At 62.6% G+C, this 17,385-nt stretch carries 15 protein-coding genes; 1 reads left to right on the top strand and 14 read right to left on the bottom strand.

Annotated features, from left to right (window positions below; genetic code table 11):
- Positions 1-22: 22 nt before the first annotated feature.
- The 10 genes from NKI38_RS17735 to rimP all read right to left on the bottom strand — a co-directional run bounded on the left by NKI38_RS17735 (position 23) and on the right by rimP (position 12,240).
- The gene (locus NKI38_RS17735) at positions 23-1,042 is read right to left on the bottom strand and encodes a class I SAM-dependent methyltransferase (protein WP_352659521.1); all 1,020 of its coding nucleotides are present in this window, start codon (positions 1,040-1,042) and stop codon (positions 23-25) included.
- A 72-nt stretch (positions 1,043-1,114) separates the two neighbouring features.
- Positions 1,115-3,262 (bottom strand): polyribonucleotide nucleotidyltransferase, encoded by a 2,148-nt coding sequence (gene pnp, locus NKI38_RS17730; RefSeq protein WP_352629728.1) that lies wholly within the window; start codon positions 3,260-3,262, stop codon positions 1,115-1,117.
- Positions 3,263-3,539: 277 nt separating this feature from the next.
- Positions 3,540-3,914 (bottom strand): 30S ribosomal protein S15, encoded by a 375-nt coding sequence (gene rpsO / locus NKI38_RS17725; RefSeq protein ID WP_274533684.1) that lies wholly within the window; start codon positions 3,912-3,914, stop codon positions 3,540-3,542.
- Positions 3,915-3,991: 77 nt separating this feature from the next.
- On the bottom strand, positions 3,992-5,086 hold the full coding sequence (gene corA, locus NKI38_RS17720) for a magnesium/cobalt transporter CorA (protein WP_352659520.1): 1,095 nt from the start codon (positions 5,084-5,086) through the stop codon (positions 3,992-3,994).
- Positions 5,087-5,131: 45 nt separating this feature from the next.
- Complete coding sequence (truB, locus tag NKI38_RS17715; protein ID WP_352659519.1) at positions 5,132-6,145, bottom strand: tRNA pseudouridine(55) synthase TruB; 1,014 nt, start codon at positions 6,143-6,145, stop codon at positions 5,132-5,134.
- Positions 6,145-6,570 (bottom strand): 30S ribosome-binding factor RbfA, encoded by a 426-nt coding sequence (gene rbfA / locus NKI38_RS17710; RefSeq protein WP_352601443.1) that lies wholly within the window; start codon positions 6,568-6,570, stop codon positions 6,145-6,147. Before rbfA ends, truB begins: the two co-directional genes overlap by 1 nt.
- A gap of 124 nt (positions 6,571-6,694) precedes the next feature.
- Positions 6,695-9,265 (bottom strand): translation initiation factor IF-2, encoded by a 2,571-nt coding sequence (gene infB, locus NKI38_RS17705; protein ID WP_352659518.1) that lies wholly within the window; start codon positions 9,263-9,265, stop codon positions 6,695-6,697.
- Positions 9,262-9,912 (bottom strand): RNA-binding protein, encoded by a 651-nt coding sequence (locus NKI38_RS17700; protein WP_352659517.1) that lies wholly within the window; start codon positions 9,910-9,912, stop codon positions 9,262-9,264. Before NKI38_RS17700 ends, infB begins: the two co-directional genes overlap by 4 nt.
- 38 nt (positions 9,913-9,950) lie before the next feature.
- A complete protein-coding gene (gene nusA, locus NKI38_RS17695) occupies positions 9,951-11,546 on the bottom strand; it encodes a transcription termination factor NusA (RefSeq protein ID WP_352629740.1) in 1,596 nt (531 codons plus the stop codon).
- 49 nt (positions 11,547-11,595) lie between these two features.
- Positions 11,596-12,240 (bottom strand): ribosome maturation factor RimP, encoded by a 645-nt coding sequence (rimP, locus tag NKI38_RS17690; protein ID WP_352629742.1) that lies wholly within the window; start codon positions 12,238-12,240, stop codon positions 11,596-11,598.
- A gap of 562 nt (positions 12,241-12,802) precedes the next feature.
- Between rimP and NKI38_RS17685 the strand changes: the two genes are divergently transcribed.
- Positions 12,803-12,970, top strand: a complete 168-nt coding sequence (locus NKI38_RS17685; protein ID WP_127381317.1) for a hypothetical protein — start codon at positions 12,803-12,805, stop codon at positions 12,968-12,970.
- A 67-nt stretch (positions 12,971-13,037) separates the two neighbouring features.
- On the opposite strand, the gene trmB is transcribed toward NKI38_RS17685, so the two are convergent.
- The 4 genes from trmB to lnt all read right to left on the bottom strand — a co-directional run bounded on the left by trmB (position 13,038) and on the right by lnt (position 17,348).
- Positions 13,038-13,739 (bottom strand): tRNA (guanine(46)-N(7))-methyltransferase TrmB, encoded by a 702-nt coding sequence (gene trmB, locus NKI38_RS17680; RefSeq protein ID WP_352659516.1) that lies wholly within the window; start codon positions 13,737-13,739, stop codon positions 13,038-13,040.
- 23 nt (positions 13,740-13,762) lie between these two features.
- On the bottom strand, positions 13,763-15,028 hold the full coding sequence (metK, locus tag NKI38_RS17675) for a methionine adenosyltransferase (RefSeq protein WP_352629748.1): 1,266 nt from the start codon (positions 15,026-15,028) through the stop codon (positions 13,763-13,765).
- Positions 15,029-15,197: 169 nt separating this feature from the next.
- Positions 15,198-15,617 carry a helix-turn-helix domain-containing protein gene (locus NKI38_RS17670; RefSeq protein ID WP_352629751.1) on the bottom strand — a complete coding sequence of 140 codons (420 nt, stop codon included), beginning with the start codon at positions 15,615-15,617 and terminating at the stop codon, positions 15,198-15,200.
- A gap of 138 nt (positions 15,618-15,755) precedes the next feature.
- Positions 15,756-17,348 carry an apolipoprotein N-acyltransferase gene (gene lnt, locus NKI38_RS17665; protein ID WP_352659515.1) on the bottom strand — a complete coding sequence of 531 codons (1,593 nt, stop codon included), beginning with the start codon at positions 17,346-17,348 and terminating at the stop codon, positions 15,756-15,758.
- Positions 17,349-17,385: the final 37 nt, after the last annotated feature.

Below are 17,385 nucleotides of genomic sequence, written 5' to 3'. Positions count from 1 at the left end.
AGATTGAAATCGTCGCGGCGCTTTAGCGGCGCGCCGACAATATCTTGAACATGCCGTCGCGGGCGAGCTCGGCATGGCTCGAAAAGGCCGCCGACAGGATCGGCTCATAAGGAAGCTGGCGGTTGGCGACCATGAACAGCCGCCCGCCGGGCTTCAGGGCCTTTGCCGCCGCGCGTATCATCCCGGCGCCGATCTCGGGCTCGGCCGCACGGCTGCGGTGAAACGGCGGGTTCATGGCGATCGCATCGTAGCGCTTCTCGACCGATTCCTTCAGCAGGTCGATCCAGAAGAAATTCCTGGCAACCGATTGACTAACCCCTGCCAGATTGAGCTTCGCGGCTTCGAGCGAAGCGAAATCGGCCTCATGGAGGTCGAGTGACAAAATGCCGGGTGAACGGGCGGCCATCTCGGCAGCCACATAGCCCCAGCCGGCGCAGAAATCGGCAACGCTGCCACGCAGATCATTGGGCAGGTTGTCGACCAGCAATCTCGAGCCGATATCGATCCGGTCGAAGGAAAACATGCCGGGTGCGGTATGGAACCGGCCCTCGATCAGCAAGGCGGGATTGGCGGCATGCAATTCTTCCGCGGCAGCCAGATCGGCGGGACGGCGAAACCAGAACGCGATGCCGTGATATTTCGGCAGATGGCCCTCAAGCGGCACAAGCTCGTCAACGCGCTTGCGCAGGCTGGCAATGCCATCGTCCTTGCCGCCGGCAACGACGACCAGGCCGCCTGGCGCCACGCGCTCAAGCGCCTGCGCAATGCGCACTTCGTTCAGCCCGCGATGCCTGCCGGCCAGCACGAGTGCCATATCAAAACCGTCGCCTTCCGCTTGCGCGGTGACGATGACGCCGGAGGCCTGCAGCGCGCGAAAATGCGGCCGGAAGCCTTGCATGAGATGAAGCGCGGCCTCGAAGCCTTCGGGCAACCGAAAACCCGGTTCGGCGCCGAGAAAGAGAACGCGCTCACCCTTCCGCGGCAAGGCGACAGCCTCGGCCTCGAACGGATGAAAAAGCGTCTTCAACGCCTCAGCAGACATTCCCGGGTCCCCTTCAAATGAAAACGGGCGCGACCTACCGGCGCGCCCGCTTCGATTGTGTGTTCAGGCCGATCAGGCGGCGTTTTCTTCGCCTTCGGTCTTCTTGTCGCGGGCGAGTTCCTTGCCGGTGGCCTGGTCGACGACCTTCATCGACAGGCGGACCTTGCCGCGCTCGTCGAAGCCCATCAGCTTGACCCAGACCTTGTCGCCTTCCTTGACCACGTCCGAGGTCTTGGCGACCCGGTCGTTGGCAAGCTGCGAGATATGGACGAGCCCGTCACGCGGACCGAAGAAGTTGACGAAAGCGCCGAAGTCGGCGGTCTTGACGACCGTGCCTTCATAGATTTCGCCGACTTCCGGCTCGGCGACGATGGTGTGGATCCACTTCTTCGCCGCCTCGATCTCCTTGGCGTTGGACGAAGCGATCTTGACCGTGCCGTCGTCCTCGATGTTGATCTTGGCGCCGGTCTTCTCGACGATCTCGCGGATGACCTTGCCGCCCGATCCGATGACGTCGCGGATCTTGTCGGTCGGAATGTGCATCACTTCGATGCGCGGCGCGAACTCACCGAGTTCCGCACGCGCGCCGGTCAGAGCATGCGCCATCTCGCCGAGGATATGCTGGCGGCCATCCTTGGCCTGGTCCAGCGCGATCTTCATGATCTCCTCGGTGATGCCCTCGATCTTGATATCCATCTGCAGCGAGGTGATGCCGTTGGCGGTGCCGGCGACCTTGAAGTCCATATCGCCGAGGTGATCCTCGTCACCCAGGATGTCGGACAGAACCGCGAAGCGCTCGCCTTCCTTGATCAGGCCCATGGCGATACCAGCGACGGGCTTGGCCAGCGGCACGCCGGCATCCATCAGCGCCAGCGAGGTGCCGCAGACGGTGGCCATCGACGACGAGCCGTTGGACTCGGTGATCTCCGAGACGACGCGCAGCGTGTAGGGGAACTGGTCGGCACTCGGCAGCATCGGGCGAATGGCGCGCCAGGCGAGCTTGCCATGGCCGATTTCGCGACGGCCTGGCGAACCCATGCGGCCGGTCTCACCGACGGAGTAGGGAGGAAAGTTGTAGTGAAGGAGGAACTTCTCCTTGTACATGCCGGTCAGCGAATCGACATACTGCTCGTCCTCGCCGGTGCCGAGCGTGGCAACGACCAGCGCCTGGGTCTCGCCGCGGGTGAACAGCGCCGAACCATGGGTGCGCGGCAGGACGCCGACTTCCGAGACGATCTTGCGGACCGTGCTCAGGTCGCGACCATCGATGCGCGAGCCGGTGTCGAGGATGTTCCAGCGCACCACCTTGGCCTGGAGTTCCTTGAACACGGCACCGATCTGCTCGGAGGTGTACTTGGCGTCTTCGCCTTCAGCCGGGGCAAACGCGGCCTTGACCTTCGCCTTGACGGCGTCGACGGCGGCGTAGCGCTTCTGCTTGTCGACGTTCTTGTAGGCAGTGCTGAGTTCGTCGCCGACGATCTTCAGCATCTCGGCTTCAAGGGCGGAATAGTCCGGCGCGGTGAAGTCGCGCGGCTCCTTGGCGGCAACTTCGGCCAGCTTGATGATAGCGTCGATGACCGGCTGGAAGCCCTTGTGGCCGAACATGACGGCGCCGAGCATCAGCTCTTCGCCGAGTTCCTTGGCTTCGGATTCAACCATCAGCACGGCGTCGGTGGTGCCGGCGACAATCAGGTCGAGCTTCGATTCCTGCATCTCATCGACATGCGGGTTGAGCACGTATTCGCCGTTGATGTAACCGACGCGGGCGCCGCCGATCGGGCCCATGAAGGGCACGCCCGAGAGCGTCAGGGCAGCCGATGTGGCAACGATCGACAGGATGTCGGGATCGTTCTCGAGATCGTGCTGGACGACGGTGACGACGATCTGGGTGTCGTTCTTGTAGCCTGCGGCGAAGAGCGGGCGGATCGGGCGGTCGATGAGGCGGGAAACCAGCGTTTCCTTCTCGCTCGGACGGCCTTCACGCTTGAAATAGCCACCCGGGATCTTGCCGGCGGCATAGGTCTTTTCCTGGTAGTTGACGGTCAGCGGGAAGAAATCGAGGCCGGGCTTCGGCTCCTTCATCGAAACGACGGTGGCGAGAACCTTGGTCTCGCCATAGGTGGCGAGCACCGCGCCGTCAGCCTGGCGGGCGATCTTGCCGGTTTCGAGGATGAGCGGACGACCGCCCCATTCGATTTCCACTTTGTGGTGATTGAACATATCTTGTCCTTAATATGAGGAAAGGGCCGCGCCGTTTCACGGTGCGCGGATGCCCTTTCCCAGGCTTCCTTTCTCGGGCAGCCACGGGCAAGACAACGGGAGGCTCGGGTAATTTCGGCGCGGGCGAGCGCACGAGCGTCCTGCAATCCTGCCCCATGACCGTCCATGGGCGGTTTCGAGTGCCCTCTGCACGATCGAAACCGGGTCTGGCCAGTCGATGCGACTGGCAGAATGCGCGACCGGCGGGCTCTCCGAAGAAAGCCCGCCGGTCAATTCGTCAACGGCGCAGACCGAGCTTCTCGATCAGCGTCTGATAGCGCGCGTCGTCCTTGCGCTTGAGATAATCAAGCAGGCTGCGGCGCTGGGAGACGAGAGCGAGCAGACCACGGCGGGAATGGTTATCCTTCTTGTGGTCCTTGAAATGGTCGGTCAGGTTCTTGATGCGCTCGGAAAGGATGGCCACCTGGACTTCCGGAGACCCGGTATCGCCCTTGGCGGTTGCGAATTCACCCATCAATTCCTGTTTGCGCTCGGCAGTAATCGACATCGTGTTTTTCCTTATCTGTTTGAGGAAACGGGTCGCCCTCAGCCGGGATGTCGTCCAGCAGGGGCCGGTGCAGGCAAAGCGTCTTAGCGCTATGCTGCGGCGCATATAGTGCAATTCCCCGGAAAACACCAGCCCAATTCACAAGCCGGCTTTTCAGGCCAAAATGGCCGGTTCTATCCTTGTCAGAGCCATTTCTTCCATTTGAAGAAGGCAATCAGCCCGAACGCGACAAGCGCCATGAACAGAAGCGATAAGGGATAGCCGTAATAGGCCTTCAGTTCCGGCATGTTCCAGGGCGAAGACCCTGGATCGAAATTCATGCCCCAGATGCCGACCAGGAAGGTGAGCGGCATGAAGATGACCGAGACGATGGTGAGATAGCTGATGACGTCGTTGGTGCGCGCCTGGCTCAGCGACAGATGCATCTCGATCAGGCCGGTCAGCATGTCGCGCTGGGTTTCGACCAATTCGATCAGCCTGAGCGAATGGTCGAGCGTGTCGTTGAGGAAGATCTTGGTTTCGGCCTTCACATAGGGCACGTCATTGCGGATCAACGTCGCCAGCGCGTCGCGCATCGGCCACAGCACCCCTTTCAGCACATTGGCATCGCGCCGCAATTCATGCAGCTGCCGCATTTGATGCTTGTGCGGCGAATGCAGCATCTCGTCCTCGATGCTGTCGACCATCTCACCGGCCGACTCGATCGGCGGGAAATAACTGTCGACGACGGCGTCGATCAGCGCATAGGCGAGGTAGTCGGCACCGCGCGCGCGCAACCGGTTGGGCGCCGAACTTTCGATGCGCTTGCGCACGGGATTGAAGGGATCGCCTTCACGTTCCTGGAAGGTGACGACGAAGTTGCTGCCGAAGAAGACGGCGATCTGCTCATAGCGGTGCGACGTGACATCGTCGATCATCCTGACGACGACAAAGGCATGGTCCTCGAAGAAGTCGACCTTGGGCCGCTGGCCGGTGTTGACGACGTCCTCCAGCGCCAGCGGATGCAGGCTGAAAATGCGGCCGATCTCCTCGATCAGCGGAATGTTGGCGAGGCCGGTGCAGTCGAGCCAGATGACCGGCCATTTGTCGCAATGGGTGTTGAGGTCGTCGATGCTGGCATTTTCGATGGTCTTGAATTTTTCTGGCGAGATCAGCGTCAGCCTGAGTTCGCTGCGCCGCGCCGACGGGTCGGCGATCAGCGTGCCCGGCGATGCGCCGACCGGCGGCCGCCGCGTCTTCACCGGCGCTCGCTTCTTGATCGCCTCAGCCTTTGCCATGGAGCCCCTCTAACGCTATGTCCCGCAGACATTAGATGAGTGCGCTCAGCCGGCAAAGACCCGCTTGGGCTTGAACATGCCTTGCTCGATCGCGCCGATGGCGACCAGCTTGCCGCGTGCCGTGGCGCAGGCTTCCTCGGCTTCCACCGGTGCGTCGCGGCCACGAATGATGACCGGATTGCCAAGGCGGATCTTGGTCGCCGCATCGTCGCTGATGGCGATTTGCGGCAGGCAGTCGAGGGCAGCCGATGTATCGACCAGAAGCGCATCGATGGCGTCGAAGTCGATTGGCGCTTCCACCGCGTCAGCGACTTCTGTCGTGTCGGCGGCTTCTATCGTGTCGGCGACATCCGTCGCCTCCGAGCTGTCTTCATCCCGCACGCCGAAACGGGCGGCTTCCAGCTCGGCGATGGTGACGAAATCCTCTGGCGTGAACGGCTCGACCTCGACCCGGCGCAATTCGGAAATATGGCCGAAGCAGCCGAGGTCGCGGCCCATGTCACGGGCCAGCGAGCGCACGTAAGTGCCCTTGCCGCATTCGACTTCGAAAACCGTATGGTCGGCATTGTGCCCGACAATATCGAGCCGGCCGATCTCGACCTCGCGTGGCGGAATATCGACTGTCGCGCCATCGCGGGCCAGATCGTAGGCGCGCTCACCCGCGATCTTGATGGCCGAGAACTGCGGCGGCGTCTGCATGATGATGCCGGTGTATTTCGGCAAAAGGGCAAGCACTTCGGCTTCCGACGGACGCAGGTCGGACTCCTTCGTCACCGGACCCTCGAGGTCATCGGTGGAGCGCTCCTGCCCCCAGGCAACGGTGAAGCGATAGATCTTGGCGCCGTCCTGCACGTAAGGCACGGTCTTGGTGGCCTCGCCAAGCGCGATCGGCAGCATGCCGGACGCCAGCGGATCGAGCGTGCCGGCATGGCCGGCCTTTTCCGCCTGGAACAGCCATTTGATCTTGGAGACTGCTTCGGTCGAGCCCATGCCGACCGGCTTGTCCAGGATCAGCCAGCCCGAGATCGGCCGGCCTTTTTTCTTGCCGCGACGCGCCACTATTCGGTGTCCTTGTTGTCGTCTTTGTCCTGGTCTTCAGGACCCAGATCGCGCGCTACCTCGGGCGACTTCAACAGGTCGTTGATCCTGGCGAAATTATCGAAGGAGGTGTCGAGCTTGAAGCGGAACTCCGGCATGAATTTCATCTGCCGCAATGCGCCGGAGACACGGCCACGGACGAACTTCGCATGCTTGTTCAGAGCCTCGACCACCGCATCCGTATCCTTGGCGCCGAGCGGCGAGACGAAAGCAGTGGCGACCTTCAGGTCGGGCGACATGCGCACTTCCGAGACCGACACCACGGTGTTCTCGATCAGCGGATCGATGATCTCACCACGCTGCAAGGTTTCGGACAGCGCATGGCGCACCTGTTCGGCAACGCGCAGCATGCGCTGGGATGGGCTGGATGCTGTTGGACGGGGCATTTTTCTCAATCCTGAAAGCGTGAAGCGCGGGATGGGACCGCGCCGCATGTCTCATATGGGCCATTCTCAATAGACGTTGGGCGGCGGCCTTTCGACCACCGCCCGTATAAACAGTCACTCCAACTCAGAGCGTCCGGGTCACCATCTCGACGCGGAAGCACTCGATGACGTCGCCGACGCGCATGTCCTCGTAGTTCTGGAAGGCCATGCCGCATTCCTGACCGCCTGGGACTTCCGAAACTTCGTCCTTGAAGCGCTTCAGGGTCTTCAGCGTGCCTTCGTGGATGACGACGTTGTCGCGGATCAGGCGCACGCCCGCACCACGCTCGACCTTGCCTTCGGTGACACGGCAGCCGGCGATCTTGCCGACCTTGGTGATGTCGAAGATTTCGAGGATCTGTGCATTGCCGATGAAGGTCTCGCGACGCTCCGGCGACAGCAGGCCCGACAAAGCCGCCTTCACGTCATCGACGAGATTGTAGATGATCGAGTAGTAGCGGATCTCGATGCCCGCTGCCACAGCTGCGGCACGCGCCTGGACGTTGGCGCGGACATTGAAGCCGATGATCGCGGCACCGGAAGTCTCCGCCAGAGAGACGTCGCTTTCGGTGATGGCGCCGGCGCCGGCATGGACGATGCGCGCACGCACTTCGTCGGTGCCGAGCTTGTCCAGCGCCGCGTTGATCGCCTCGATCGAGCCCTGCACGTCGCCCTTGATGACCAGCGGGAATTCCTTCAGCCCGCTCGTCTGCAACTGCGACATCATCTGCTCGAGCGAACCGCGCTGGCCGGCATGCTTGGCAACCGCCTTCTCGCGCGCCAGACGCTGGCGATATTCGGTGATCTCGCGGGCACGGGCCTCGTTGTTGACCACGGCGAAGCGATCGCCGGCCTGCGGCGTACCCTGCAGGCCAAGCACCTCCACCGGCATCGCCGGCGGCGCTTCCTTGATCTGCGTGCCACGATCGTTGACCAGCGCGCGCACCCGGCCCCATTCGTTGCCGGCAACAAGGATGTCGCCTGGCATCAGCGTGCCGGTCTGCACCAGCACGGTGGCGACGGGACCACGGCCCTTGTCGAGCTGGGCTTCGATGACGACGCCTTCGGCGGTACGATCCGGATTGGCCTTCAGGTCGAGAATTTCGGCCTGCAGCAGGATCGCCTCGAGCAGCTTGTCGAGATTGGTGCCCTTGGTCGCCGACACTTCGACGTCCAGAACTTCACCACCCATGGATTCGACGAACACCTCGTGGCGCAACAGTTCGGAGCGCACTTTCTGCGGATCGGCATCATGCTTGTCGATCTTGTTGATCGCCACGATGATCGGAACGCCGGCCGCCTTGGCATGGCTGATCGATTCGATCGTCTGCGGCATGACGCTGTCGTCGGCCGCAACCACCAGGATGGCAATGTCGGTCGCCTGGGCGCCACGAGCACGCATCGCCGTGAAGGCGGCGTGGCCGGGCGTGTCGATGAAGGTGATCTTGTGACCGTTCTTCTCGACCTGGTAGGCGCCGATATGCTGGGTGATGCCGCCGGCTTCGCCGGAGACGACGTTGGCGTTGCGGATGGCATCGAGCAGCGAGGTCTTGCCGTGATCGACGTGGCCCATGATCGTCACGACAGGCGGACGCGACACCAGGTCCTCGGCATTGTCGGCGATGTTGAACAGGCCTTCCTCGATGTCGGACTCGGCAACGCGGCGAACCGTATGGCCGAATTCGGTGGCAACCAGTTCGGCCGTGTCGGCGTCGATGACGTCGCCCGGCTTCAGGATCTGGCCTTGCTTCATGAAGAACTTGACCAGGTCGACCGCACGCTCGGACATGCGTTGCGCCAATTCCTGGATGGTAATCGTCTCTGGCAGGATCACTTCGCGCATGACTTTCTCGCGCGGCTCATTGTGCATCGCGCGCTTGAATTTTTCCTGGCGTCGACGCATCGACGACAGCGAACGGGCTCGCGCATCTTCGTCGGACAATGCTGAATTCAGCGTCAGCTTGCCACGGCGGCGGTCTTCCTCGCTCTTGGTCGGCTTGGCCGGGCGCGCCACTTCGGGCGTGACCGGACGGCGCACCGGCACACCGGCACCGGTCCGCTTCGGCTTGACCTGTTCTTCGTCATCGACCGTCGCCAATTCGGCGGTCAGCGGCGCGCGGCGACGCGCCTCTTCCTCGGCCCGACGGCGGGACTCGGCCTCGGTCTGCAACCGCGCCTCTTCCTCGGCCTGGCGGCGCGCGGATTCATCGCGTTCGCGCTTGCGGCGCTCTTCATCCTCGGCGCGGCGCTTGGCATCCTCGGCGGCGCGCTGACGGTCCTCGACCTCACGAACCTTCGAGCCCTCGAGCGCCCTGCGGCGTGCTTCCATTTCACTGCGCGACAGTTCGTTGAGCACCATGCCGCTGCGCTCGACCGGGGCCGGTGGCGGGGGTGGCGGCGCCTTCGGCGCTTCCTGCACGACAGGTGCGGCCACGACCGCCGGCTTCGGTGTGAAGACGGGGGCTGCAACCGGCTCCGGCTTGTCGCCGGGCATCGAGAACTTGCGCTTCTTGGTTTCGACGACGACCTGCTTGGTGCGGCCGTGCGAGAAGTTCTGGCGCACAGTGCCCTGTTCCATACCGGGGCGCTTCAGCGTCAAGGTCTTCTTCGGCGTCACACTCAGCGTATTGTCGTCACCCGATTTCGTATCGCTCATTCCATATCCTCTGCGGCATCATCTTCGTCAGCAACAGCCGCAAGCATTGCCAGATCGTCCGGGGAACCGCCCCGATACCGGTCGAGCGCAACCATGCGCTTCTGGACCGCCCTGCCCGCGTCTCCCGCGAGAACGGCAGCATGTATCACATTTGTACCCCCCAATGCCAAGCTCAACTCGGCCTCGGAGAAAAGTTTGTAGGCAAGGATAGCAGGGCCGCCGAGATGGACTGTCGCCCGTCGCGCTTGGCTGATCTTGCGCACACCGTCGTCGGACGCCTCGGTCGCGTGAAGCACGAAAAGCGCCAATCCGCCGCGTACAGCGCTCTCGACCTTGGTGGCACCCAGCGCAATCGCGCCCGCCTTGCGGGCAAGACCAAGCATGCCCAAGGCGTGTCTGGAAAGCAACCCGTCGACCATGCCGCCAAGATCGGGCGGCACGACCACCTGTGCCTTGAAGGCGCGAGCGAAAAGGTTCTTCGCCGCAGCCTTGTCGATATGTAGGCGGTCGGCGCTCACCCAGCAACCGCGGCCGGGCAAATTTCTCTTGATGTCGGGAACGACGGCCGAATCCGGGCCGACGACGAACCGGATCAAATCATCCGGTTCGGCCTGCCTGCGGGTGACGATGCAGGTGCGATCGTTCATCTCGTCCAAGGGCGGGTTCGGTGCGATGCGGTTTCACCTCACGCACCAACGGCTTCGTCAGCCGATTCTTCTTCGGCCGCAAGCTCGTCTTCGGTGATCCACCCAGCCTTGAGGCGGGCGGCAAGAACCATCTGCTCGGCATCGGCGCGTGTCACGCCATGATTGGCCAGCACGCCGGGGAATACCTTGGTTTCGCCGTCCTTGCGTTCCTTCCAGCCGGTCAAGTCGTCGGCGGCATAGCCGGCAAAGTCCTCGATCGTCTTCACGCCGTCCTCACCAAGCGTCACCATCATGGCGGTGGTGACGCCGGGGATTTCGCGCAATTCGTCCGAGACGCCGAGCGCCTTGCGCTTGTCGTCGTGTTCGGCTTCGATCTTCTCCAGATATTCGCGAGCGCGGGTCTGGATCTCCGAAGCGGTGTCCTCGTCGAAACCGTCGATCGAGGCGATCTCGCCGGAATCGACATAAGCGACTTCCTCGACGCTGGTGAAGCCTTCGGAGGCGAGCACCTGGCCGACCATCTCGTCGACGTCGAGGGCTTCCATGAACAGCGACGAGCGCTCGACGAATTCCTTCTGCCGACGCTCGGATTCCTCGGCCTCGGTCAGGATGTCGATATCCCAGCCGGTCAGCTGCGAAGCCAGCCGCACGTTCTGGCCGCGGCGGCCGATGGCCAGCGACAGCTGGTCGTCGGGAACCACGACTTCGATGCGTTCGGCATCCTCGTCGAGCACGACCTTGGCGACTTCCGCCGGCTGCAGCGCGTTGACGATGAAGGACGCCGCCGATGGGGACCACGGAATGATGTCGATCTTCTCGCCCTGCAATTCGCCGACGACGGCCTGGACGCGGCTGCCGCGCATACCGACGCAGGCGCCGACCGGATCGATCGAGCTATCGCGCGATATGACCGCGATCTTGGCGCGCGAGCCGGGGTCGCGGGCGACCGACTTGATCTCGATGATGCCGTCATAGATTTCCGGCACTTCCATGGTGAACAGCTTGGCCATGAACTGCGGATGGGTACGCGACAGGAATATCTGCGGGCCGCGCTGCTCGCGGCGCACGTCGTAGACATAAGCGCGGACGCGGTCGCCGTATTTGTAGTTTTCGCGCGGGATCAGTTCGTCGCGACGGATGATCGCCTCGCCGCGGCCGAGATCGACGATGACGTTGCCGTATTCGACGCGCTTGACGGTGCCGTTGACGATCTCGCCGATGCGGTCCTTGTACTCGTCATACTGGCGATCGCGCTCGGCCTCGCGGACCTTCTGCACGATGACCTGCTTGGCCGACTGGGCAGCGATGCGGCCGAAATCCATCGGCGGCAGCTGTTCGGCGATGAAGTCGCCAAGCTGGGCGTCGGGATTGCGCTCGCGGGCCGAGGAAATGGCGATCTGCGTGGCGTAGTCGTCGACCTTCTCGACCACTTCCATCAGCCGCTGCAGCTTCATCTCGCCGGTGTTCGGGTTGATGTCGGCGCGGATGTTGGTCTCCTGGCCGTAACGCGAACGTGCCGCCTTCTGGATCGCATCGGCCATGGCGGCGATGACGATCGACTTGTCGATCGACTTTTCACGCGCGACCGCGTCGGCGATCTGCAGCAGTTCAAGTCTGTTGGCGCTTACAACCATCGTTTTTCTCCAGAGCCTGTTTGCCGGACCTTTGCGCCCGGCAGCTCAATCATAGTTCCTGTTCGTGTTCTTCGGTGGCGTCCGCTTCCGTACCCGACTCATCGTCGTCCGGTTCGCCGCGACGTTTTTTGGCTTCCTTGCGCGCCCTGTTGTCCTTCGACAGGGCATCGCGGATGAGATCGTCGGTCAGGATCAGGCGCGTTTCGGAAATCGCGTCATAGGGGACACGCACCGTCGGCTCCTCGCCATAGGCGGCCTTTTCGCGCTCGATCAGCACATCGTCTTCGCCGGCCTCGACGATCTTGCCTTTGAACCGCTTGCGGTCGGCAACCACGATCGATGTTTCCATCTTGACCAGATGACCCTGCCAGGTCGTGAAATCCGATTTGCGGACCAGCGGCCGATCAATGCCGGGCGACGAGACCTCAAGGTGATAGGCTTTTTCGATCGGATCGTCGACATCGAGCGCCGGCGACACCGCGCGGCTGACCTCTTCGCAATCCTCGACGGTCATGGTGCCGTCCTCGCGCTCGGCCATGATCTGCAGCGTCAGCCCGTTCTGGCCCGACAGATGCACCCGCACGAGGCGGAAGCCGATGCCACGCAGAACCGGCTGGACGATCAGCGCGATGCGCGCATCGATGCCGCTTTCGCGGATGATGCGATCGTCGCCCTCGCTTGCCGTTGCAGTCATTGAAATCCTGTCGCTCTACCCGAAGTTACCGGCAGGTAATAAAAAAGAGCGGGACCGGGTGGACCCACTCTTCGTCATACCGACCAAGAATTTGAGGCTGATATAAACGATCGCGGCCGGTGTTTCAAGCCCGCCGTGCGGGTCGCAGGGCAACGAACTCGGGTTACGGGTTCCTTCGCAGCCTTCGCCGGCGCGTTGGCTGACGGAGCATCAAACGAAAAACCCGCCTGGTGCGGCGGGGTTACTGGCGCAAATCAGCACCATGAACAAATATGTACCATAGCTGAGGTCACGGAGTCAAGAAAAAATTCCTATCGTGAAAGGCTGCCGGCACAAAAGTTGCCGACACCGCCGAACTGGCTGTCGTCAGGTTTTTTGTTGACCTGAGTTCGGAGCCCTATGCGGGTCGGGCAATGCCGCCGTCGAGGCGGCCGACGCCAGCGTTGCATGGGGCGCATGGCGCCTATGCGGCAACACCCATGTGATTGGCGCTGAACGCACCTATTTATGTTGCGCTGCACAAATGTGGCTGCGCGCCACTCGTTCGCGAAAGGACATGATCATGAGCAACCGCAAGATATTTTCGGCAATCGGCGATTTCTTCACCGTATTCGGCAGCGCCGTGGCCGCCTCACGGGCCGTCGAAGCCGGCCGCAGGCCGCGCGCCAACGACTTGCGCAACCTCGGCGTCGAACCTGCCGCCTTCGACCGGATCGGCCGCCGCTTCTAAGACCCGTTAGCCCTATACGAGAACGTGAGGTTCCCTTCGAGGCAAAGCGCGCCCTTCAAGCCACCGGCTATTTCCGAACGAAGGTAAGATAGGCCGGCCGCCGGCCCTCTCGAATGGCCTTCGCCTCGTAGCGCGTGCCTGGCCAGCCGTCATAAGGCCGATGCCAGTCCGCCGCCTCCGAGGCCTGCCACACGAACGCGCCATGCGCACGGCAATGCAGCAAGGTCCAGTTGACATAGGTGTCGATATCGGACGCAAAGCGGAATTTTGAACCCGGCTTCAGCACCCGCGCGAACCGCTCGAGATTGACCGGGCTGACGAAGCGCCGCTTCCAATGTTTCTTCTTCGGCCAGGGATCGGGATAGAGCAGGTCGATGCCGTCGAGCGAGGCTTGTGGCAGCCAATCGAGCAGCCGGGTGGCGTCGTCGTCATAGACCCGCAGATTGGCGAGCGGCTTCTCCCGCACCGCCATCATCATCTTGGCCATGCCGTTGACGAACGGCTCGACGCCGATAAAGCCGATCGAGGGCGCCTCGGTCGCGCGATGCAGGAGATGTTCGCCACCGCCGAAGCCGATTTCGAGGCGAACCGCCGAAACATCGGCTTCAAACAGAGTGGACAGATCGGCCGGCGGCCCGGCCGACAGATCGAGCCGATATATGCCGAAACCGCTTTCCAGTGCAGCCGCCTGCTGCGGACGCATGGTCTTGCCGCGCCGGCGACCGAAGAAGGCTTCGGTCGCGCGACTTGGTCTGTCCTTCGGGTCCATGGCGGGACTTTGCGGCGCCGCTATCAGGCGGCGACCGCGTCCTTGAGCGCCTTGGCGAGGTCGGTCTTTTCCCAGGAGAAAGACCCGTCGCGGCCGGCCTTGCGGCCGAAATGGCCGTAGGACGACGTCTTGGCATAGATCGGCTTGTTGAGATCGAGATGGCGGCGGATGCCGGACGGCGACAGATCCATCACGCTGCGCAGCGCCTCCTCGAGCTTTGCCTCGTCGACCTTGCCGGTGCCGTGCAGGTCGACATAGACCGAAAGCGGCTGGGCAACGCCGATGGCGTAGGAAAGCTGGATGGTGCAGCGGTCGGCGAGTTTCGCCGCCACGACATTCTTGGCCAGATAGCGCGCCGCATAGGCCGCCGAACGATCGACCTTGGTGGTGTCCTTGCCGGAGAAGGCGCCACCGCCATGGGGTGCGGCCCCACCATAGGTGTCGACGATGATCTTGCGGCCGGTCAGGCCGGCGTCACCATCCGGCCCGCCGATGACGAACTTGCCGGTCGGGTTGATGTACCACATGCAGTTGTCGGCGATCTTCAGCTCGCCCAGCGCCTCGCGGATATAGGGTTCGACGACCTTGCGGACCTTCTTCGAATCCCAGCTCGCATCGAGATGCTGCGTGGACAGCACGATCTGCGTCGCCTCGGCGGCCTTGCCGTCGACATAGCGAACGGTGACCTGGCTCTTGGCATCCGGCCCGAGCCTGCCGGCTTCACCGCTGCCTTCGTGACGGGCAGCTGCCAGCAGTTCGAGGATCTTGTGGCTGTAGTAGATCGGCGCCGGCATCAGATCCGGCGTCTCGCGGCAGGCATAGCCGAACATGATGCCCTGGTCGCCGGCACCCTCTTCGCCCTGACGGTCGGAGGCGTTGTCGACGCCCTGGCCGATATCCGGCGACTGGCCGTGCAGCAAGACCTCGATCTTCGCCGTTTTCCAGTGGAAGCCGGCCTGTTCATAGCCGATTTCGCGGATCGCCTTGCGGGCGACCGATTTGAACTTGGCCGGATTGACGACCGGATGGCCTGCGGCATCCGTGAGGATGTTGCCTGCCTTGTCCTTCTTCAGCAGCGTCTCGGGGACGCGCACCTCGCCGGCGATGACAACGCGGTTGGTTGTCGCAAGCGTCTCGCAGGCGACACGAACTTTCCACGGGTCCATGCCGGTCTTCTTGGCTTCGCGATAGACCAGATCGACGATCTCGTCGGAGATCCGGTCACAGACTTTGTCGGGATGGCCCTCGGCAACGGATTCCGAGGTAAAGAAGTAGTTCTGCCGCGTCACGGGTGTCCCCTCTTGAAAAACGATCGGCAGGCTGCCGACTTTGGCGCGCCACGTGTTAGCGGGGCAAAGCGCCGCTCGTCAAGCGGTGCTTCGGTTCTGGCATGAATGTCGATGCGGTTATCTTGTGCCACCGGCGGCAGGACGCCGCCGGTCCAAGCGTGATTGCGGATCAGTCGGCATCGTCGGTGGAAAGGGACTTGACCAGATCTATGATCCGGCGGCGCACCTTGGCGTCGGCGATCTTGACAAAGGCCCGGTTGAGCTGAAGTCCTTCCGGACTGCCGCAGAATTCGACGGCGAAAGCCATCGACGCATCCTCGGCAAATCCACGGCCCGCCACGGCCTCCTGGCCAGGCGCATCCTCGAAAAAGAAGGCGACAGGCACGCCGAGGATGGACGCGATCGCCTGCAGACGGCTGGCGCCGACGCGATTGGTGCCCTTTTCATATTTCTGTATCTGTTGAAATGTGATGCCGAGATTTTCCCCCAGCTTCTCCTGGCTCATTCCCAGCATGTTGCGGCGAAGCCGGATGCGACTGCCGACATGGATGTCGATCGGATTCGGTTTCTTCTTGTTGTCTTCTGTCATTTTTTCCTCGCCGAATTTTTTCGGCTTCTCTATTTTTTCCTGCCCAAACGACGCCGGAGGCAACTGCCCCAACAGAACGATCCACCGACTTCGAGAAATTTCAGGCGCTTACAGTATGAGTTTCTAATGTGCGGGCTGTCAATTCACCCGTAGCCTTTGCCTTACGTTCAACAGTGTGGCGGCGATGGCAAACAGCAACATGATCAGCATTCCGTTAATGCGCCGTTGGCCGGGAGATATGACCGCCTGTTCGGAAATCGGTACATGGGCATCGATGGCGCCGCGGGCGTCGATTGCCAGCGCATCGACGATGCGCCCGCGCGGATCAACGACGGCCGAGATGCCGTTGTTGGCAGCGCGCAGCAATGGCAATCCATTCTCCACAGCACGGATCTGGGCCTGCCTGAAATGCTGATACGGACCCGGCGTGTCGCCGAACCACGCATCATTGGTAACGTTCACAATAAGCTGTGCTGACGTAGCGTCAACTGCTACGAGATCGGGAAAGATCACCTCATAACAGATAAATGGCAACGCACGGATGCCGTCGGGCAGGGCGATGGCGTGCCGCTCATTGCCGGCCGCAAAACTCATCGGCCCGGCAACCAGTTGCTCGATGCCGAAACGCTCGAGCAGATCGGAGAAAGGCAGGTATTCGCCGAACGGCACCAGGTGAACCTTGTCGACTGCATCAGTGATTTCACCCTTGTCGTCGATCGCCACCACGGAGTTATAGTAGCGGCTGTCGGCATTCGCGGCCGAGCCACCTTCCTCGCGGACGACGCCGGCGATCAGCATCTGGCCGGGTCCCAGCATGTCGCCAAGCGCCGTCAATGCGTCTGGACGCTCGGTGAAGAGGAACGGCACCGAGGTTTCGGGCCACAGGATCAGTTGCGGCTTTTCATGGCCTGACACCGGCGCCTTGGCCGACAGCCCCATCAAGGTTGCGAAGATGCGGTCGCGCACCGAGGCGTCCCACTTTTCCGACAGATCCACGGCCGGCTGGACGATGCGGACATCCAGGCTGTGCGCCGCCGGCTTTTCGGGAGCGGCAAGCCTGACATAGCCGAAGCCGACATGGGCGGCGGCAAGCACGATAAACAGCGCCGCGCCGAGGCGCAGATGCCGGCGCGTCGCCAGCAGCGCCGGCAGCGCGAAGACGAACACCGCGAGCGCGTTCATGCCGATCATGCCGGTCACCGAGACGCTTTGCATCAGCAACGGTACGGGCATGGCCGCGTAGCCGATGGCATTCCAGGGAAAACCGGTGAACAGGAAGTCGCGCAGCCATTCCGCCAGCGCGAAGCCGAAGGCAAGGGCGGCGATGCGGCCGATGTCGCTGCTCCACAAGAGCCGCGCAACCATGGCCGCGAAGCCGTAGAAAAAGGCGAGTGCGAAGGGGATGCCGACCACCGCGAAGGGAAGCGCCCAGGCAAAGCTGTCGGCCTCGACCAGCAGGGCCGAGCCGATCCACCACAGCCCGGCAAGGAAATAGCCGAAGCCGAACCACCAGCCGATGGCGAAGGCCGGCCGCAAGCGACGGAACAGGCTGCCTGAAGCTTCGCCGGTGGCGCCGTCGAGCAGCCAGACCAGCAGGGGAAACGAGATGAAACAGGCGGCGAAGAAATCGTAGGGCGCCTGGCCAAGCACGGCAAAAGCGCCTGCGATAAACGCCACGAGCGCGCGCCGCCAACCCCAAAGCAGAATTATCCGGCCGGTCAGGCGCTCCATGCATACTTCCGAGTCGCGCGAATCACGACGCAAGATT

This window comes from Mesorhizobium sp. M0621 (assembly GCF_040320745.1).
Classification (GTDB): domain Bacteria; phylum Pseudomonadota; class Alphaproteobacteria; order Rhizobiales; family Rhizobiaceae; genus Mesorhizobium.
The sequence above is the reverse complement of the archived record's forward strand: the minus strand, read 5'-3'. Positions and strand labels throughout refer to the sequence as shown.